We start from the raw sequence: 18944 nt of genomic DNA on the forward strand, positions 1-18944 counted from the left end.
CGGGTTCAACGAAACGGGAGCGGAGGGGGAAACCCTCCGCTCCCGTTCTACCGCCTCTTACAGGTACTGACCGGTGTTGGTCGCGGTCTCGATGGACCGGCCGGCCTCCGCGCCCTTGCCGCCGGAGACGAGCGTGCGGATGTAGACGATCCGCTCGCCCTTCTTGCCGGAGATGCGGGCCCAGTCGTCGGGGTTGGTGGTGTTCGGCAGGTCCTCGTTCTCCCGGAACTCGTCGACGCAGCTGTCGAGCAGGTGCTGCAGCCGGAGGCCCTTCTTGCCGGAGGTGAGGAACTCCTTGATCGCCATCTTCTTGCCGCGGTCCACGATGTTCTGGATCATCGCGCCGGAGTTGAAGTCCTTGAAGTACAGGACTTCCTTGTCACCGTTGGCGTAGGTGACCTCGAGGAAGCGGTTCTCCTCGGTCTCCGTGTACATCCGCAGCACGACCGCCTCGATCATCGCGGCTACCGTGGCGTCCCGGTTGCCACCGTGCTCGGTCAGGTCGTCCGCGCTGAGCGGCAGGTCCGAGAGGATGTACTTGGCGAAGATGTCCTTCGCCGCCTCGGCGTCCGGACGCTCGATCTTGATCTTCACGTCGAGACGGCCGGGGCGCAGGATCGCCGGGTCGATCATGTCTTCCCGGTTCGACGCGCCGATGACGATCACGTTCTCCAGGCCCTCGACGCCGTCGATCTCGCTGAGGAGCTGGGGAACGATGGTGTTCTCCACGTCACTGGAGACACCGGAGCCACGGGTGCGGAAGATCGAGTCCATCTCGTCGAAGAACACGATGACCGGCGTGCCCTCGCCGGCCTTCTCCCGGGCCCGCTGGAAGACCAGGCGGATGTGCCGCTCGGTCTCACCCACGTACTTGTTCAGCAGCTCCGGACCCTTGATGTTGAGGAAGTAGCTGGTGTGCTTCTCCTCGCCGCGGCGCTCGGCGATCTTCTTCGCCAGCGAGTTGGCGACCGCCTTGGCGATCAGGGTCTTGCCACAGCCGGGCGGGCCGTAGAGCAGGATGCCCTTCGGCGGGCGCAGCTGGTGCTCCCGGAACAGGTCGGCGTGCAGGAAGGGCAGCTCCACCGCGTCGCGGATCTGCTCGATCTGCGAGTGCAGGCCACCGATGTCGCCGTAGTCGACGTCGGGGACCTCCTCCAGGACGAGCTCCTCGACCTCGCTCTTCGGGATCCGCTCGTACGCGTACGCCGAGCGGGGCTCGATCATGAGCGAGTCGCCGGCCCGCAGCTTGCTGATCTCGAGGGAGTCGGCGAGGAAGACGATGCGCTCCTCGTCGGCGTGCGAGACCACCAGAGCCCGGTCGGACGGACCGCCGGCGGGGTTGTCCAGGACCTCTTTGAGCAGGACGACCTCACCGGTGCGCTCGAAGCCGAACGCGTCGACCACGTTGAGCGCGTCGTTCAGCAGGACCTCCTGGCCCCGCTGAAGCTCGTCGACGGCGAGCGACGGCGAGACCGCCACCCGGAGCTTGCGCCCGCCGGTGAACACGTCCACCGTGCCGTCCTCGTGTGCTGACAGGAAAACGCCGTAGCCGCTGGGCGGCTGGGCGAGCCGGTCAATCTCTTCCTTGAGAGTGACGATCTGGGCTCGGGCTTCCTTGAGGGTCGCCACGAGCCGCTCGTTGTTCTCGGTCACTCGGGCCAGCTGCGCCTGCGTTGCCGCGAGCCGTTCCTCGAGCTGCCGGACGTGTCGGGGGCTTTCGGTCAACTTCCGCCTGACCAGGGCGAGTTCCTCCTGAAGGAACGCAACCTGGCTGGAGAGATCGTTGGCCTCTTTCTCCCATCGTGCGGCGCGGGAGTCCGCTTCGTCGCTACGTGCCACGTCCCACCTCCCCGGGGGGCTCGAACGTCTTGGGTTAACACTAGCTGTTGCGAAGCGGTTTTCGACCCTTGCAACACCCCTGTCACCGAGTCTTGATCGATTGATCAACCCGCGGCCGATGGGTCCATCGGCGGTTCGGGTACCGTCGGGGCGGACCAGTTGTGGGAGGTAGGACGTGTCGGAAGAGCTTCAGGTCTGGATCGATCAGGACTTGTGCACCGGTGACGGCCTCTGCGCCCAGTACGCCCCGGATGTCTTCGAGCTGGACATCGACGGCCTGGCGTACGTGAAGGACGATTCGGGCGATCTGCTCCAGGCCGTGGGGGTCCGGACCAGCGTGCCGGCGCACCTCCGTCTCGAGGTCATCGACTCGGCGAAGGAGTGCCCGGGCGACTGCATCCACGTGGTGCGCACCGCCGACGAGGTCGAGATCGCCGGGCCGGACGCCGCGTGAATGAGTGAACCGGAGTGAGTCAGAGGGTGGGGCGCCCGACGAGTGAGGCGACCACCCGGGAGAACTCCTCCAATCGGGCGATCTGCCCCGGTCCGCCGTCGTCGAGGGTCTTGCCGAACCGCAGCGCGTCGTGGCGCAGCGGGGCCCGGCCCTCCTCCTCGCCCACCCCCGGCGGGGGCACCGCGTCGTCGACCGAGCTGAGCAGCAGATAGACGTCGATGCTGTCGACCCGGGCCTGCCCGTTCGGCGTGCGTGTCAGCCGGCGCCGGCAGCCCACCTCGGTGACCGTGGACAGCGGGACCACCCGCAAGGAGGACGTCATCGCGCCGACCGGGCCGTCGCCGGGCGCCACGTCCTCACCGTGCCAGAGCACCAGCCGGCTGCCGTCGCAGACGACGACCTCCTGCCAGACGCCGTTCACCTCGTTGACGAACCGCTCCAGGGTGAAACAGAGCACCGACGCGCCGCGCAGAACCCCGAACAGCGCCTCCAGGGCGACGTCGGGGTCCCGCAGGTAGGCACGGGCGGCCGAGTCCAGGTCCGGATAGGGCGACCAGTCGGGGAAGACCGCCGGCATCTCGTTGCCACCGCCGAACGGCGGAGAACTCATCGCGCCCACCCCTGCCCTCCATTCCCGCCGTACCTTTCCGCCCGGAACCTACCGGACTCCAGCGGCGGCGGTCACTCCCCCGCGGTGTCCTCCCGCTGAGCGGCCAGCGCTGCCTGGGTCGCCTTGCGTAGCGCGTACGCCTCGGCGCCCTTGCTCGGCTTGCGCCGCCGTGGCGGCGCGGTGACGCCCGGCGCCAGCTTGCGCGCCGAGACCAGGAACGCGGTGTGCGCGATCATCCGGTGGTCCGGCCGGACCGCCAGGCCCTCGGCGTGCCAGTCGCGCACCAGCGACTCCCAGGCGCGCGGCTCGGTCCAGCCGCCGCGCTCGCGCAGCGCCTCGACCAGCTCGGACAGCTGCGGGGTGGTCGCCACGTAACCGATGAAGACGCCGCCCGGGATGAGCGAGCGCTCGACCATGTCGAGCGCCTCCCACGGGGTCAGCATGTCCAGGATGATCCGGTCGAAGCCGCCGATCTCGTTGCCCGCGACGTCGCCGTTGTGCAGGTGCCAGGCCGGGTGCGGGCCGCCGAAGAAGGCCTCCACGTTCTTGCGCGCGATCGCCGCGAAGTCGTCGCGCAGCTCGTAGCTGTGCACCTCACCGGTGTGCCCCACGGCCCGCAGCAGCGAGCAGGTCAGCGCGCCGGAGCCGGCGCCGGCCTCGAGGACCTTCGCCCCCGGGAAGACGTCGCCCATGGCGACGATCTGCGCGGCGTCCTTCGGGTAGATCACCTGGGCGCCGCGCGGCATGGACAGCACGTAGTCGGCCAGCAGCGGACGCAGAGCGAGGTACGCCGTGCCGCTCGACGCGGTGATGACGCTGCCGTCCGGCAACCCGATCAGCGCGTCGTGCTCCAGGGCGCCGCGGTGGGTGTGGAAGGCCTTGCCGGGCTCCAGCACGATCGTGTGCATCCGCCCTTTCGGGTCGGTGAGCTGGACACGGTCGCCCGGCCGGAACGGCCCCCGGTGGGCGGGCACGGGCTGGTCGACGGCGGGGACTGGAGTTGTGGTCACTACTCTTCTCTCAGGTGTCTCTCTCGGGCGTCATCACGCGCTTTTCTCAGGTGTCTCGCTGGGGACCCGGCGCGGCACGCCGCGGTTCCAGCACGGCGGCCACGTCGGCGACCCGCAGGACGCCCACGACATCCTCGCCTGCGGTCACCAGGTAGTGCGCACCCGGGTGGGCCTGCAACGCCCGGACCACCTGCTCGCCGGTCAGCCCGAGCGGCAGGGTGGTCAGCGCGTCACGCGACCGGGCCACGCTCTCCACGCTCACCCAGGGCCGCCGGTCGACCGGCACCCGCTCCGCGGCGACCGGGTCGACCAGTGCGGTGAGGCTACCCGCCGAGTCGGTGACGGCGAGCACCACGTCCGGCCGCGGGTCCTCGGCACGCCGCCGCTGCGCCTCACCCAGCGGGGTGCCGGCCGGCACGGCCAGCACCGGCCTGGCCAGCCGGCCCAGATCGATCAGCGGGAACCGGCGCGTCATCCGGCCCAGCCGGATCGACTGCCCGGCGCCCTGCCACAGGGTGAGCACGACCAGCAGCACGAAGACCAGACCGAAAACGGTCAGCAGGCCGATCTGTTGGAGGAACAGCACCACCGCCGCGGTCAGCAGGGCCAGCACCCGGCCCGCCCAGCCGGCCACCACGGTCGCCCGGTTGCGGTCCTTCAGCACCGCCCAGAGCGCCGCGCGCAACGCCCGGCCACCGTCCAGCGGCAGGCCCGGCAGCACGTTGAAGACCGCCACCAGCACATTGCTGACCGCCAGCTGGAACGCGATCTGCCCCGGCACGGTGCGCTCCGGCAGCAGCAGCGCGGCCCCGATCGCCAGCCCGCCGAGCACCAGTGACACCACCGGCCCGGCGAGCGAGACCATCGCGTCCACCCGCGGCGTCGGCGCGTCCCGGTCCATCTCGGTCCAGCCGCTCAACAGCTCCAGAGTGATCCGGCGCACGCCGATGCCGTGCCGCCGGGCGACCAGCGCGTGACCCAGCTCATGCAGCAGGACCGAGCCCAGCAGGCACACCACAAAACCCAGACCCACCAGGTACGCCCAGATGCCCGCCAGTCCCAGGGTGGTGCGGGCATAGTTGCCGTAGACGACCGTGACCAGCACCGCGAGCAGCAGCATCGAGGCGTTCGCGAACACCGGGATGCCCAGCACGTGCCCCACCGGCCGCCCCCGGCCGCGCTCAGGCGCCCGGTCCCGCGGTGCACCGCCCTGCGGCGCCCGGCTGTCCTCCACGGGCTTGATGCTACGGACACCCGCGCCACGGGACCCACCCCAGCGTTTTCGTCGTACCCCTGGCCTAGCCTTTCTGACATGACGGCCCCCACTCCCATGACCGCGCAACCGGCCCCCACGCCCCCATCCGGCGGCGCGCAGGCTCCCGAGGCCCCGGTCACCGCACCGCCGTCCAGCGCCGTGTCCCCCACGCCGCCACCCACCCCGGCCGGCCTCTCACCCGCCGCCGACACCACTTCCCGGCAGGCCGCGAGCGACTCGGCCGCCGACACCGCTTCCCGGCAAGCCGCAGGCGACCCGGCCGCCGACACCACTTCCCGGCAAGCCGCAGGCGACCCAGCCGCCGACACCACTTCCCGGCAAGCCGCAGGCGACCCAGCCGCCGACACCACTTCCCGGCAGCCCGCACGCCACTCGGCCGCCGACACCATTTCCCGGCAAGCCGCTGACCACCCGGCCGCCGACGGCACCTCCCCGCCAGCCATGGGCGATCCGGCCGCGGGCGATCCGGCCGCCGACACAGCGGCTGTCGCGCTGACGCCTGACCTCGCCGTCGCGGCAGCCGATGCGGTGATTCCGGCTGCGCGCCGCCGTCCGGAGACCCCGGCCGGCCCGTCTCTCTCGCCCTCGCGGGCCGCCGACTTCAAGACCTGCCCGCTGCTGTTCCGCTTCCGCACCATCGACAAGCTGCCCGAGACCCCGTCGGCCGACCAGGTCCGCGGCACGCTGGTGCACGCCGTGCTGGAGCGTCTGTTCGACCTGCCGGCCGCCGAGCGCACCCCCGAGGCCGCCGTCGCCCTGGTCGCCCCGGAGTGGGAGCGGCTGCTCGAGCAGGAGCCCGCCTTGGCCGACCTGTTCGCCGATCCACCCGCCGGCGCCCCATCCCGCTCCGTCGGCGCCCCATCCCGCTCCACCGACGACCCATCCCGCTCCGCCGTCGATCCGTCGCGGCCCACCAGCGACCCATCGCTGCCGGCCGGCGACCCATCGCTCCTGGTAGGTGACCCATCGCTCCTGGTAGGTGACCTGTCGCTTCCGGCCGGCGATCCGTCGCGCACCACCGGCGACCCGTCGCGCCTCACCGGTGATTCGCCACGCCGAGCCGTCGTGACGCGTGACCCGGCCGCGGTGGCCGCCGAGGCCGACGCGACCGGCCAGGCCACCCTCGTCGACATCCCCGGCGGCGCGGAGGCCGCCCGCATCGCCGCGTTCCTGTCCGGCGCCGGCAACCTGCTCACCGGCTATTTCGCGGTGGAGGACCCGCAGCGCCTGCAGCCCGCCGAGCGGGAAGCCCTGATCTCCACGGTGATCGGCGACGAGCTGCTGCTGCGCGGCTACATCGACCGCCTCGACGTCTCCCCCGCCGGCGACCTGCGGGTCGTCGACTACAAGACCGGCGGCGCCCCTCGCGAGGCCTTCGAGGGCCGCGCCCTGTTCCAGCTGAAGTTCTACGCGCTGGTCCTCTGGCGCACCCGCGGCGTGGTCCCGCGCGTGCTGCGCCTGCTCTACCTGAAGGACGCCGAGGTCTGCGACTACAGCCCCGAGGCCGGCGAGCTGGAGCGTTTCGAGCGCACCCTGGTCGCCCTCTCCGAGGCCATCGAGCGCGCCAAGCGCGACCGCGACTTCCGTCCCAAGCCCAGCCGGCTCTGCGGCTGGTGCAACCACCAGGCCCTGTGCCCCGAGTTCGGTGGCACCCCACCCCCGTTCCCCGAGCCCGCCACCTCCGGCGCGGTCTCCGCCGAACCCGAGCCCGACCGTCTGGCCACCATGCTCCGAGACGGCCCTCTCGGCTGATCCCACGCCGCCGCTGCGGCCGACCTTCGTCCCTCCCGGCTGGCCCACGCCGCTCCGGGCGCCTCCGTCCCTCCCCGCGACCCACGCCGCTCCGGACGACTTCCGTCCCTCCCCGCACCCACGCCACCCCGGCCGACTTCCGTCCCTCCGCACTAACCTCCGCGGCCGTCGAGCGGGTGGTCGCCGAGCTCGGCCCACGCCCCCGGCCGACTTCCGTCCCTCCCGGCTAACCCAGGCCCGCTCCGGGCGAGTTTCGTCCCTCCTGGCCGGCTGACCGCCGCCTGTCCCTGGCCGAAGGTTGCGCTGCTCGCGCGCCCCCGGGCCGAGCGATCCACGCCTGCCCGTTGACCGCCGCCGGCCGAATGGCGAGCTGCGCACGTGCCAGCGGTGCTCGGCACGCGGAGCGGGAACGCGCCCCCGTCAGCCGGGCCGATGATGCGGGGATGCCTGGCGGCGGATGTGGGGATGCCTGGCGGCGGGCTGGGGGCTCGGCGCGGGCTGGGACTCTCATCACCCGGATGCGGGCCGCGCGCAGCTGCCGGTACATCGGACAATGCGGGGATGAGACCGCTGCGTGTCCTGGTCGTGGATGCGGCACCACTGCAACGTGCCGGCCTGCGCGCGATCCTGACGACCCCGCACCCGAATGGCGTGCACACCCCACCGGACTGGGCAGTCAGCGAAACGGCACCGCCGGAGATCGTGGTCGCGGGCGAGGCAGGCGACGGGGTCGAGGCGATCGAACTGGCCCGGCGACTGCTGCCGGACGTGGTGATCACGGACTTGACCCTCCCCCGGGCCGACGGTTTCACGGTGGCCAGAGCGATCTCCGAAGCCAACCTGCCGGTGCGCGTCCTGGTCCTGACCACCCGCGACAGCGACGACGAGATCCTCGCTGCGGTGACCGCCGGCGCGACCGGCTACCTGTGCAAGGACGCTCCCCACGGCGATCTGGTGGCCGCCGTCCGAGCCGTGGCCGCCGGCGGCGCGGTCATCGCCCCACCGCTGCTGGCCCGCGTCCTCACACGGGTGGCCGACGCTGTCCCGATCGCCACCGACAACGGCGCCACCCGCCTGGACCCGCTGACCGGCCGGGAACGCGAAGTCCTCGTGCACGTCGCCCGCGGCCGCAGCAACGCCGAGATCGCCGACCTTCTGCAGGTGAGCGAGACCACCGTGAAGACCCATGTCGGCCACGTCCTCACCAAGCTGCGCCTACGCGACCGCACCCAGGCGGTGGTCCTCGCCTACGAAACCGGTTTGGTGAAGCCAGGCGCCTGACCTTCCAGGCTCCACTCCTCGCTCCCCTCCACCGCGCGGCCGGCTGGCACTCACGCGGCGAATCCGAGCCCCACAACGTAGATGGGCGCCAGCCAAGCAACCCCAGCTGCCCGCCAAGCACCGAACCCGGGCCCCATAACGTAGACGAGCGCCAGCCAAGCAACCCCAGCCGTCCGCCATGCGCCCCAACCGCGCCGGACACCCGCATGAGCTACGGCCTGGCCACCCCAGCCATGCGCCATGTGCCTCAACTCAAGCCGGACACCCGCACGAGCTACGGCCGACAACCGGAGCCGTCGTCCATGCGCCTCGAGCCGCGCGGGACACCCGCGTGGGCTACGGCCGGGCGGCGCCGGCCGTAGCGAGCTCGGGCGGGGGCTACGAGCGGATCGGGTTCAGCAAGTCAGCGAGGAACGCCGCGTCCACGCCGACGAGCGACGACCGCAGATGCACCCCATCGGTAGGCGGCAGTTCCAGCTCCGCCGGCACCGCCAGCACCGCCGCCCCGGAGGCGAGCGCACTCGCCATCCCGCTGGGCGAGTCCTCGATCGCCACGCACCGTTCGATGCGCACGCCGAGCAGTTCGGCCGCGCGCCGGTACGGCTCCGGGTCGGGTTTCGGCTTCTCCACCTCGTCGCCGCAGACCACCGCGTCGAAGTTCTCCGCGCCGATCGTCTTCAGGGCGACCTCGACGAGCCGCCGCCCGGTCGAGGTGACCAGCGCCGTCGGGATGCCCGCCGCGCGCACCGCCAGCAGCAGTTCCGCCGCCCCGGGCCGCCAGACGAGTCCGTCGGCGAACAGCTCGTACACCCGGTCGATCAGCCACGTGACGTCCGGCGCCTCGGGGCGGTCGGGCTGCCCCAGGTCGTCGCGGAAGATCTGCATGCTGCGGGCCATGCTGCTGCCGACCATCGCCAGCCGGGCGCTGTCGGAGAGGGTGCCGCCGGCCCGGACCGCGAGTTCGGCGAGGGCGATGCCCCACACCCGCTCGCTGTCGACCAGCGTGCCGTCCATGTCGAAAAGTACGGCGTCCAGAACAACTCCCCGGGTCGCGATCGGCCGGGGCCCATTCTGCCCGGCACCGGCGTCAGAGCCCGCAGTTCGTGAGCGAGTTCTCATAGCCGTTGGCGAAGGCGTCCATCCGCTGTTCGGCGGTGCCGTGCGCGCCTTCGGCGAACCACGGCTGGCCGGGGTCGTCGCCGACGGCGGCGAGCCCGTCGGCGAGTTCGCTGGTGTCGTTCTCCTGCATCGTCAGCCGCCCGCCGCGGGCCTTGTCGCCGATGAACGCCCCGGCCATGCAGTCGGCCTGCAGCTCCTGTTCGATGGTGAACCGTTTCTGGATGCCGAGCCGGGCCTGGATCCCGTGCGCGTACTCGTGCCCGAGCAGGTAGTAGACGAACGCGTCCCCGAGCTGCCGGAACGCGGCGAACGCCCAGTTCACGTCGTATGCGATGAAGTCACCGGCGGAGCAGTAGACGGCGTTGTTGCGCGGCAGCGGTTCCCCGGCGCAGTCGAGTTCGCCCTCCCGCTCGTACGGCACGATCTGCCGGACCGGCTCGAAGGCCGTGCCGGAGCGCTGGAAGACCTGACCCCAGTACTCCTCGGCGAGGGTGGCGGAGGCGCGGATGTCCCCGGCGAACTCCTCCGGCGTGTCGGTGCCGTCCGGGTCGAGGGTGCCGTCGGCGGCGGGCCGGTCCGCCGGCGGGCTGGACGCCGGTGGCAGGCAACCAGCGACGAAGAGGGTCGACATCAGAGCCAGCAGCACTGCCGGGCGAGCACGCATCCGGTCCTCCAGGGCGGGGGTTCCACGGTAGTCGTGGATACCAATCCGGGCTGTCCGCGAAACGTCGCCTCCGGGGTGTCCCTGAGCCCGCGTGGGTGGTGACCCCCACCGAAATCTCCGCGCGGGCTCCCCCGCCGGGCGGACGCCCGGGCCCCGGGCCGCCACGAAACTGAGTTGGCCGGCCGGGACGAGCACGTCCCGGCCGGACCACGACGACGAGGGGGAGACGTGACAGCGACGGATACCGGCGGACCGGTGGCGGCGCGGGCGGACGAGATCTGGAAGGTCTACGGCTCGGGCGAGGCCCGGGTCGTGGCGCTGCGGGGGGTCAGTGCCGAGTTCGGACGGGGCCGGTTCACCGCGATCATGGGTCCGTCCGGCAGCGGCAAGTCGACGCTCATGCACTGCCTGGCGGGCCTGGACACGGTCGACCGCGGCACCGTGCACGTGGGCGGCACCGAGATCAGCAAACTGAACGACAAGTCACTGACCCGGCTGCGCCGGGACCGGATCGGCTTCATCTTCCAGCAGTTCAACCTGTTGCCGACGCTGAGCGCGGCGGAGAACATCCGCCTGCCGCTGGACATCGCCGGCCGCAAGCCCGATCCGCAGTGGTGGGACATCGTGATCGACACGGTCGGCCTGCGGGACCGGCTCGGGCACCGGCCCAGCCAGCTCTCCGGCGGCCAGCAGCAGCGGGTGGCGTGCGCGCGGGCGCTGATGGGCCGCCCCGACGTCATCTTCGCCGACGAGCCGACCGGCAACCTGGACTCGCGTTCGGGCGCCGAGGTGCTGTCGTTCTTGAAGATGAGCGTGCGCGAGCACGGGCAGACCATCGTGATGGTCACGCACGATCCGGTGGCGGCCAGCTACGCCGACCGGGTGGTGTTCCTGGCCGACGGCGCGATCGTCGACGAGCTGGCCGACCCGACCGCCGAGTCGGTGCTGGACACCATGAAGCGGCTGGACACGCACGCCGACCCGGTGATGCTCTGATGCTGCGCGCCACGCTGAAGAGCCTGCTCGCGCGCAAGCTCCGGCTGATCCTTTCCGGACTTGCCGTCGTGCTCGGGGTGATGTTCGTGTCGGGTGCGCTGGTGCTCACCGACACGCTGAACCGCACCTTCGACTCGATCTTCGCGGACGCCTACTCGACCACCGACGTCGCGGTCACCGCGAAACCCAAGGTCGAGGTCTCGGAGTTCGAGGGGGAAGAGGTCGCGACGCCGCTTCCGGCGGCGATCATCGACAAGATCAAAACCCAGGACGGCGTACGTACGGCGACCGGCGTCGTCGGCATCGACGGGGCCCGGGTGATCGGCAGCGACGGCAAGGTGCTCACCTCGTTCGGCCCGCCGCGGATCGGCCAGAACTGGGTCGGTACCGACGAGTTCACCCAGCTGCGGGACGGCCGTGGCCCCACCGCCGCCGACGAGATCGCGATGAACGCCGCCACCGCCGAGCTGGCCGGGTTCAAGGTCGGCGACCGCGTCGGTGTGCTCACCCAGCAGCCGAAGCGGGAGTTCACGCTGGTCGGCATCTGGGGTTACGCCGGTGACCGGGACAGCCTCAGCGGCGTCCAGGAGGTCGCCTTCACCACCCCGGTCGCCCAGGAGCTGATGCTCGGCGAGAAGGACGTCTTCACCTCGGTGGTGGTGCGCACCGCCGACGGCGTGACCCCGGACCAGCTGCGTGACCGGCTCGCCCCGGTGCTCGGCGCGGACTACGAGGTGAAGACCGGCGAGCAGCTCGCCGACGAGAGCGCCGCCAGCATCAAGGAGGGGCTGGGCTTCTTCAACCAGATCCTGCTCGGCTTCGCCGGCGTCGCGCTGTTCGTCGGGATCTTCCTGATCCTCAACACCTTCTCGATCGTGGTGGCGCAGCGCACCCGGGAACTGGCCCTGCTGCGCGCGATCGGCGCCAGCCGCCGCCAGATGATCAACTCGGTGCTGGTGGAGGCGGTGATCGTCGGCCTGATCGCCGCGGTCCTCGGCCTGGCCGCCGGGGTCGGCGCGGGCGCCGGCCTGGGCGCCCTGTTCAGCAGCATGGGCGGCGGCATGGATCTCGCCCCGATCGGGGTGCCGGCCTCCGCGGTGATCAGCGCGTTCGTCGTGGGGATCGTGGTGACCGTGCTGGCGGCGGTGCTGCCGGCGGTGCGCGCCTCGCGGATCGCCCCGGTCGCGGCGATGCAGGACGTCGCCACCCCGGACCGGCCGCTCACCAAGCTCACCGTCGCCGGCACCCTGGTCACCGCGGCGGGCGCGGCCGCGCTCGGGGTCGGCCTGTTCGCCGACGCCGGCGACAGCACCCTCTACCTGATCCTGGGTGGCGTGCTGGTGACGTTCATCGGCATCGCGCTGCTCACCCCGCTGATCAGCCGCCCGGTGGTGTCGCTGCTCGGCCGGATCTTCTCCTGGTCGGTGCCGGGCCGGCTGGGCCGGCTCAACTCGGGCCGCAACCCGCGGCGCACGGCGATCACCGCCGCCGCGCTGATGGTGGGCATCGCGCTGGTCACCGGCGTCACGGTGGTCATGGACTCGGCCAAGAGCAGCCTCAAGACCGAGGCCGCGCGCATCCTCAAGGCCCAGATCATGATCAGCGGCGATCAGGGCGGTCCCCGGCCGCCGACGTACGACCCGGCGGTGCTGGACAAGACCGAGCAGATCCCCGGCGTACGGGCGGCAGCCGGCCTCTACAACGACCTGGTGACGATCGGCGGCGACCAGACCTACGTGGCCGCCACCGAGGACCTGGCCGTGATGGGCCAGGCGTACGGGACGACGGCCCCCACCCTGCGCGACGACCAGATCGCGGTCAGCGCGCCGGAGGCGGCCGAGCGGGGCTGGCAGGTCGGCTCGACCGTGCCGATCCAGACGTCGCGCGGTGACGAGCGCACCTACACCGTGGCCATGCTCTTCGCCGAGAACGAACTGCCCGGCAGCATCCTGATGCCGGCCGCCGCGATCAAGGACTTCGGGATCACCCAACCGGTGCTCGGTTTCGTCCGGCTCGACGACGGCGTACCGGTCTCGGCCGTGCTGCCGCAGGTGAAAGCCCTGCTGGCGGACAGCCCCGAGGTCTCCGCGACCGACCAGCAGACCTTCGTCGACGCGCAGGCGGCCCAGTTCGACCAGGTCATCACGATGATCCAGATCCTGCTCGGGCTGGCCATCCTGATCGCCGTGCTGGGTGTGGTGAACACGCTCGCCCTGTCGGTCCTGGAACGCACCCGCGAACTGGGCCTGCTCCGGGCGGTCGGCCTCGGCCGCGCCCAGACCATGCGGATGGTCACCGTCGAGGCGGTGGTGATCTCGGTGTTCGGCGCGCTGCTCGGCGTGACCGTCGGTGCCGGCATGGGCAGCGCGGTGGCTCGCGCCCTGGAGAACGACGGCATCACCGAGATCGTGCTGCCGTGGGCCCGGATGGGCACCTACCTCGGCCTGGCCGCCCTGGTCGGTGTGATCGCCGCGGTGGCGCCGGCGATCCGCGCCGCACGCCTCAACGTCCTGGGCGCCATCGCCCACGACTGACCACCCGCACCACGACACGCGCGGCCGCCGGCATCCCCGGCGGCCGCGCGTCGTCGCGTACGGGTCAGGCGAGCAGCTTGTCGAGCTTGGTGAAGCTGGAGCCCCAGCCTTCGCGCGCGTCGCCGGCCATCGCCTCCGGGAACGGGCTCTGGGTGAGCACCAGCCGGGTCCGCCCGCCCTCCTCGTCGTGGAACTCGATGCGCAGGCGCAGCACGTCGGCGCCGAACTCGGGGATGTGGGCGACATTCTCCTCGCCGACCAGCAGCTCGTTCTCGATGACCTCGACGAACGTGGCGTTGGCCGGTGACGTCATGGCCGGGTCGGCGTCGTTGACCATGGTGAAGCGCTGGTGGCCGCCGACCCGCACGTCCATGTCGACGCTGTCGCGCGGCACCGACCAGCCGACCGGGCCGAACCAGGCGGAGAGCTGGTCGGGGTCGGTGAACGCCCGGTACACCATCTCGCGGGGGGCGTCGAAGATGCGGGTGATGACGAGGTCGGTCATGCTGTGCCTCCTTTGTCGTGCCCTTCTGGCCCTCGCCTGCGAGGCCGTCCGGGAAGTGCGGCTGGGTGACGCTCGGTGCAGGCAGTCACGACCCCTCCTCCTGCATGCGCTTGAGATGGGCGTCGAGACGCGCGAAGTTGTCGTCCCAGAACCGCCGGTATCGCTCCATCCACGCGGTGGCCTCGCGCAGCGGCTCCGCCTCGAGGCGGCTGGAGCGCCACTGCGCGGAGCGGCTGCGGGAGATCAGGCCGGCGTTCTCCAGGACTTTCAGGTGCCGGGAGATCGCGGGGAGGCTGATGTCGAACGGCTCGGCGAGCTCCGTCACGGTCGCCTCGCCCTCGGCGAGGCGCGCCAGGATCGCACGCCGCGTCGGGTCGGCGAGCGCCGCGAAGATCACGCTGAGCCGGTCAGTCATTTAACCTCTCCGTTAATTAACGAACAGGTTAAAAGCTAGCGGCCGCAGCGACGCCTGTCAAACCTTGCTGGGCACCCGCCGGTGCAACTCGGCGAGCAGGACCTCCGGACCCGGGGACATCACACCCACGTCGATCACGTACGCCATCTCCACCCCGCGCCGGCGCACCCGCGGCGGGCCGCCCCGCCCGGGCAGCACGGTCGCGTAGTCCTCGGCCACCGGCGTGATCACCAGCTCGGTGAACGGCCCCCACCCGTGCAGCGCCACCGAACCGATCCCCGACCAGGGCAGATGCACCGGCCGGCGCCCGGTCGCGGCGAAGTCGATGCCGTGCACCGAGGTGTGCAACCAGCCGAGTCGCCGCCAGAACAGCAGCAGGGCGAGACCGGCGACGACCGCCGGCACGATCAGCGTGGCCTCCAGATAGAGCACGATGTCACCGGCGCCCGGCCGGTACCCCGCGGCCATCTTGATCAGCAGGGTGAGACCGAGCATCGGCACCCAGCAGGCGGCCAGCACCCAGAGAGCGGTCACGTAGAACATGCCACGCGCCTGCATGAAGCTCACGGTGTCGTCGGTGGGCCCGAGAACCTGGTCGACGTGGTCGGTCATAGGCGAATTATGCGCGGATACCGGGGCGGCCATCCGGGCATTCCTCGATGTGGCCGGAACGGCACGCCGAGTACCGCCGACGGGTGCGTCCCGACGCCCGCACGTAGGCTGTCTGCATGACTGAGTTCGACGGCCTCCCGCTGCTCCGCTCCCCCGTGGCGATCGCTGCCTTCGAGGGCTGGAACGACGCTGCGGACGCTTCGACCGCGGCCGTGGAACACCTCGAGCAGGTCTGGCAGGCCCGTGAGGTCACCAGCATCGACCCCGAGGACTTCTACGACTTCCAGGTCAGCCGGCCCACCATCACCATGGCCGAGGGCGAGACCCGAAAGATCGAGTGGCCGACCACCCGGTTCACCGTGGCCAGCCCGCCCGGCGCCGAGCGTGACGTGGTGCTGATCCGCGGCATCGAGCCGAGCATGCGGTGGCGCACCTTCTGCGAATCGGTGCTGGAGATCTGCCACAGCCTGGAGGTGAACCGCATCGTGCTGCTCGGTGCGCTGCTCGCCGACGTGCCCTACACCCGGCCCCTGCCGATCAGCGGCAGTGCGTCGGACCGCGAGATCGCCGAGAAGTACAAGGTGGTGCCGACCCGCTACGACGGGCCCACCGGCATCGTCGGGGTGCTGCAGGAGGCGGCCACCCGAGCCGAGCTGGACGCCCTGTCGTTCTGGGTGCACGTCCCGCACTACGCGAACAACCCGCCCTGCCCGAAGGCGACGCTCGCCCTGCTGAGCCGCATCGAGGACGTCCTCGACCTGCCGGTGCCGATGGCCGACCTGGCCGAGCAGGCCGACGACTGGGAGAAGAAGGTCCGCGCCGCCGCCGAGCAGGACTCCGAGCTCGGTGAGTACGTGCGGGAGCTGGAGGAGCGGGTCGGCGACGCCGGTATCCAGCCGCTGACCGGCGACGAGATCGCCAGTGAGTTCGAGAAGTACCTGCGCCGCCGGGGCGGCTCGGCCGGCCCCACCGCCGGCTCCTGGTGAGACGAGTGATCCCCGCTGGGCCGGGCCCAGCGGGGATCAGCGATCAGGCGCGGGTGAGCTTGCCACCAGCGATGTCGTCGAGGAAGTCGTTCCAGTCCGCACGAGTGAACACCAGAGCGGGTAGAGCCGGGTTCTTGCCGTCCCGAAGCGCGATGACATCGTCGTCGATCATCGCGACCTCGACGCAGGAACCAGTCGCGCAGTAGGAACTGCGCGTCCACCTCGTTGTGGTGTCACCCATTTTATCTCTTCCTCGACTTTCATCTCGTTATGTTGGCGTTCCATCAACGCCACAGGCTGCTCTGGCGATTCTCGCGCGCAGGTCGTACACGCGGGCGAGAATCAGCGCCCTGCTGGCGTCCTCATCGAGCGCCCTATACCAGAAACGCTCGAAGACATCACGGTGATAACCGACCTCGGCCGGGTCCTGGACCAGTTCATCCCGAAGGTAGGTCTCGCGGTAGAGCACCGCGTCGTCGGGCTCGTCACTCAGGTCGAGCACCACGAAGGCGCCCGAGGAGCCCATCAGGGCGCCGGCATCCATCGGCAGCACCCGAACGTGCACATTGGGGAGTGCGGCCTCCTCGGCCAGGCTTTCGAACTGGTCAGCGGCCACCTGCAGACCACCGACCGAGCGCCACAGCGCGGACTCGTCGAGCAGCAGCAGGTAGTGCGGCGCACCCTCGCGCTCGAAGACGTCCCGCTTGCGCGACAGCCGGACGTCGCGGCGAACGCGGCGCTCGTCGTCGGTGAGGCTCTTGTCGAACCACCCGATCGTGGCGTCCGCGGCGGCCGCCGTCTGCAGGTGCCCCGGCACCATGGCGGTCTGGTACTCACGGATCGAGGTGGCGGCGAGCTCGAACTGCAGCAACTGGAGCAGACCGGGCGGCAGGTGCTCGCGATATTCCGGATTCGTCCAGTACCGCTCGCGGCGGGCGGCCCAGGCGTCCTCCATCAGCGAGGCGATGTAGTTCTCGTCGGTGACGCCGTATTTCTCGAGGGCGGCGCGCAGATCGGTCGGCGAGATGGTCACCTCGCCGAGCTCGATCCGCTGCAGTTTGGAGAGCGACCAGCCGATCGCGCCGGCCACGTCCTGCTGGCTCAGGCCGGTGGCCTCCCGGGCGGACCGGAGCGCCAACCGCACCCGCCGCCGGGCGACGGCGGGCAACAGGTCGTCGTGCGCTGACGCCATCCGCCCTTCCCACCCACTCCAAAAACGCGAATCGGACATGTCTGCGACCAGGCAGACTGCTGCGTCGCTAGTGAACCCGCGCAGAATATCCTAGAGGACAAATCGGACACACGGTGGGGCGGAGGATCATAGGTCGCGATATTCCAGCGACCTGACGAGGCCCCGGCAGAACTCGGCGAACTCCCGATCACTGCGGGACGAGAAGATCTCCACATTGGCGCCCTGGTAGACCGCCCGGACCTGCCACCACCGGCCGGGCCGGGGGCGCAGGTAGAACAGGGCGCTGACCAGCAGGAGGCCGGACAGGATGGAGGTCAGGACGACCGAGGCGGGACCCACCACGGGGACCGCGACCAGGGCGGCGACCAGGGCGGAGACCCCGAAGGCCTGGCGGCCCGTCGCGTCCGGCTCGGGGTCGTGCCGGACGATGTGGACATCGGCCAGCTGGGCGACCAGAAAACGGCGCCGGGCCGGCTCGGGCACCTCCACGACGGCGTGGGTGATGACGGCCCGCGGACCTCGATAGAAAACCGGCAACTGAACCCCCTCCTCCCGGAACTTGCACGCCGGTGGAGGCTGGACCAAGATGGGCACCGGCAAGGGGGCCCTCCTCCCCGCGCGCGGACCGGAGGCCCGAGGGCGGTGACCAGCGGCTACTGGCGACCGCCCCCTTTCTCGACCTCGTCGCCTTAACGTCCACTCAGTATGGGGTCAATAAGCTTCTATCCGCCAGGCTCCTGACAGCCTTGTAGCTGATAGGTCCCAATTCACTCACGATTCACGCGTGTCGCTGCGCTGCCCGGCACCATCCCTGGCGCATCCTAGGAACCTAGCTGGTATGTCGGGAGGTCAGGGATGACGATCAATCCGGGCGCCGCCGAGTTCCCCCATCGGCAGATCGCGGCCCAGTTGCGCGAGCGGATCCGGCGCGGCGACTGGCAGCCCGGCGAGCGGCTGCCCTCCATCCCGGCCATGGCCGAGATGTTCGGCGTCGCCAAGCAGACGGTCCAGCGCACCGTGGACCAGCTGCGCGTGGAGGGTCTGCTGATCACCAAGCCCGGCTCCGGAACCTATGTCCGGGGCACCCGCCGCCGGCTCAACCGGCTCTCCCGTGGCCGCTACGGCGCGCACCGCGGCTACCACGCCGACCTGGCCGCCCGCTATCGCCAGCAGCTGGTCGCCGTCGGCCGGGAGCCCGCGCCGCCGGAGGTGGCGGACGCGTTCGGGGTGCGCGACGGCACCGAGCTGCTGGTCCGCCGGCATCTGGTGCGCACCGACGACGCCACGGTCGAGGTGGGCGCCTCCTGGTTCCGGGTGACCGACACGAGCGGGACCTCGCTGGAGCGGATGGAGGCGTTCGGCCGGCCCCTCTACCAGGAGGCGGAGGAGGTGCTGGGCCGCCGCTACACCTCGGCGACGGACACCATCAGCGCCCGCCAGCCCAGCCGGGAGGAGGCGGAGATCCTGCAGATCCGCCCGGACACCCCGGTGCTGCACCTGCTGCACGTGGCCTTCGACGAGACCCGCAAGCCGATCGAGGTGGCGCAGGCGACCTGGCCGGGCCCGATGACCACACTGACCGAGGAGTACCGGATCCCCGCGCCGGCCGCGGAGCCCGGCCCGGACCCGGGCCTGGCGCTGGCCTAGCGCGGGGCGGCGGCGAACGGCTCCTCACCATGGCCCGGCGGCCGGCCCCTAC

The 18944-nt window shown here is 71.1% G+C and carries 19 protein-coding genes; 7 read left to right on the forward strand and 12 right to left on the reverse strand.

The window, feature by feature from the left end; translation table 11 throughout:
* Positions 1–57: 57 nt before the first annotated feature.
* Positions 58–1839 (reverse strand): proteasome ATPase, encoded by a 1782-nt coding sequence (gene arc, locus AB0F81_RS17025; RefSeq protein WP_360197828.1) that lies wholly within the window; start codon positions 1837–1839, stop codon positions 58–60.
* Between the two features lie 175 nt (positions 1840–2014).
* Between arc and AB0F81_RS17030 the strand changes: the two genes are divergently transcribed.
* Entirely contained in the window at positions 2015–2293 is a 279-nt protein-coding gene (locus AB0F81_RS17030; RefSeq protein WP_360197831.1) for a ferredoxin, read from the forward strand.
* 19 nt (positions 2294–2312) lie between these two features.
* Here the strand turns inward: AB0F81_RS17030 and AB0F81_RS17035 are convergent, their stop codons facing one another.
* The 3 genes from AB0F81_RS17035 to AB0F81_RS17045 form a co-directional block, all read right to left on the reverse strand.
* On the reverse strand, positions 2313–2903 hold the full coding sequence (locus AB0F81_RS17035; RefSeq protein WP_328476791.1) for a hypothetical protein: 591 nt from the start codon (positions 2901–2903) through the stop codon (positions 2313–2315).
* A gap of 71 nt (positions 2904–2974) precedes the next feature.
* The gene (locus AB0F81_RS17040; protein WP_360197834.1) at positions 2975–3913 is read right to left on the reverse strand and encodes a tRNA (adenine-N1)-methyltransferase; all 939 of its coding nucleotides are present in this window, start codon (positions 3911–3913) and stop codon (positions 2975–2977) included.
* 46 nt (positions 3914–3959) lie between these two features.
* The gene (locus AB0F81_RS17045; protein ID WP_360197933.1) at positions 3960–5033 is read right to left on the reverse strand and encodes a site-2 protease family protein; all 1074 of its coding nucleotides are present in this window, start codon (positions 5031–5033) and stop codon (positions 3960–3962) included.
* A gap of 684 nt (positions 5034–5717) precedes the next feature.
* Between AB0F81_RS17045 and AB0F81_RS17050 the strand changes: the two genes are divergently transcribed.
* A complete protein-coding gene (locus AB0F81_RS17050) occupies positions 5718–6941 on the forward strand; it encodes a PD-(D/E)XK nuclease family protein (protein ID WP_360197935.1) in 1224 nt (407 codons plus the stop codon).
* Between the two features lie 561 nt (positions 6942–7502).
* Positions 7503–8222, forward strand: a complete 720-nt coding sequence (locus AB0F81_RS17055; protein ID WP_360197837.1) for a response regulator transcription factor — start codon at positions 7503–7505, stop codon at positions 8220–8222.
* 378 nt (positions 8223–8600) lie between these two features.
* Here AB0F81_RS17055 and AB0F81_RS17060 read toward each other — a convergent pair whose 3' ends face one another.
* Together AB0F81_RS17060 and AB0F81_RS17065 are read right to left on the reverse strand one after the other, a co-directional pair.
* On the reverse strand, positions 8601–9257 hold the full coding sequence (locus tag AB0F81_RS17060; RefSeq protein WP_360197938.1) for an HAD family phosphatase: 657 nt from the start codon (positions 9255–9257) through the stop codon (positions 8601–8603).
* 52 nt (positions 9258–9309) lie between these two features.
* The gene (locus AB0F81_RS17065; protein ID WP_360197840.1) at positions 9310–10005 is read right to left on the reverse strand and encodes a neutral zinc metallopeptidase; all 696 of its coding nucleotides are present in this window, start codon (positions 10003–10005) and stop codon (positions 9310–9312) included.
* A 228-nt stretch (positions 10006–10233) separates the two neighbouring features.
* On the opposite strand from AB0F81_RS17065, the gene AB0F81_RS17070 reads away from it, so the two are divergent.
* Both AB0F81_RS17070 and AB0F81_RS17075 read left to right on the forward strand, forming a co-directional pair.
* Positions 10234–11001, forward strand: a complete 768-nt coding sequence (locus tag AB0F81_RS17070) for an ABC transporter ATP-binding protein (protein ID WP_360197842.1) — start codon at positions 10234–10236, stop codon at positions 10999–11001.
* Positions 11001–13535: an ABC transporter permease gene (locus AB0F81_RS17075; RefSeq protein WP_360197845.1), complete on the forward strand. Its 2535-nt coding sequence runs from the start codon at positions 11001–11003 to the stop codon at positions 13533–13535. The genes AB0F81_RS17070 and AB0F81_RS17075 overlap by 1 nt, the downstream gene beginning before the upstream one ends.
* Before the next feature lie 64 nt (positions 13536–13599).
* Here the strand turns inward: AB0F81_RS17075 and AB0F81_RS17080 are convergent, their stop codons facing one another.
* From AB0F81_RS17080 to AB0F81_RS17090, 3 genes are all read right to left on the reverse strand, one after another.
* On the reverse strand, positions 13600–14040 hold the full coding sequence (locus tag AB0F81_RS17080) for an SRPBCC domain-containing protein (RefSeq protein WP_360197848.1): 441 nt from the start codon (positions 14038–14040) through the stop codon (positions 13600–13602).
* Positions 14041–14125: 85 nt separating this feature from the next.
* Positions 14126–14455, reverse strand: a complete 330-nt coding sequence (locus tag AB0F81_RS17085; protein WP_360197851.1) for a metalloregulator ArsR/SmtB family transcription factor — start codon at positions 14453–14455, stop codon at positions 14126–14128.
* Between the two features lie 57 nt (positions 14456–14512).
* Positions 14513–15067: a hypothetical protein gene (locus AB0F81_RS17090; protein ID WP_360197854.1), complete on the reverse strand. Its 555-nt coding sequence runs from the start codon at positions 15065–15067 to the stop codon at positions 14513–14515.
* Between the two features lie 116 nt (positions 15068–15183).
* Here AB0F81_RS17090 and AB0F81_RS17095 point away from each other — a divergent pair, with 116 nt between their 5' ends.
* Positions 15184–16053, forward strand: coding sequence for a PAC2 family protein (locus AB0F81_RS17095; RefSeq protein ID WP_360197857.1), 870 nt, complete (start codon positions 15184–15186; stop codon positions 16051–16053).
* Positions 16054–16096: 43 nt separating this feature from the next.
* Here the strand turns inward: AB0F81_RS17095 and AB0F81_RS17100 are convergent, their stop codons facing one another.
* From AB0F81_RS17100 to AB0F81_RS17110, 3 genes are all read right to left on the reverse strand, one after another.
* Positions 16097–16294, reverse strand: coding sequence for a DUF397 domain-containing protein (locus AB0F81_RS17100; RefSeq protein ID WP_360197860.1), 198 nt, complete (start codon positions 16292–16294; stop codon positions 16097–16099).
* A 27-nt stretch (positions 16295–16321) separates the two neighbouring features.
* Positions 16322–17221, reverse strand: a complete 900-nt coding sequence (locus AB0F81_RS17105; protein ID WP_360197863.1) for a helix-turn-helix transcriptional regulator — start codon at positions 17219–17221, stop codon at positions 16322–16324.
* Between the two features lie 150 nt (positions 17222–17371).
* Positions 17372–17839: a DUF6232 family protein gene (locus AB0F81_RS17110; protein ID WP_360197865.1), complete on the reverse strand. Its 468-nt coding sequence runs from the start codon at positions 17837–17839 to the stop codon at positions 17372–17374.
* 261 nt (positions 17840–18100) lie between these two features.
* Between AB0F81_RS17110 and AB0F81_RS17115 the strand changes: the two genes are divergently transcribed.
* On the forward strand, positions 18101–18892 hold the full coding sequence (locus AB0F81_RS17115; RefSeq protein WP_360197868.1) for a GntR family transcriptional regulator: 792 nt from the start codon (positions 18101–18103) through the stop codon (positions 18890–18892).
* Positions 18893–18944: the final 52 nt, after the last annotated feature.

Source organism: Actinoplanes sp. NPDC024001, from assembly GCF_040638955.1.
GTDB lineage: Bacteria > Actinomycetota > Actinomycetes > Mycobacteriales > Micromonosporaceae > Actinoplanes.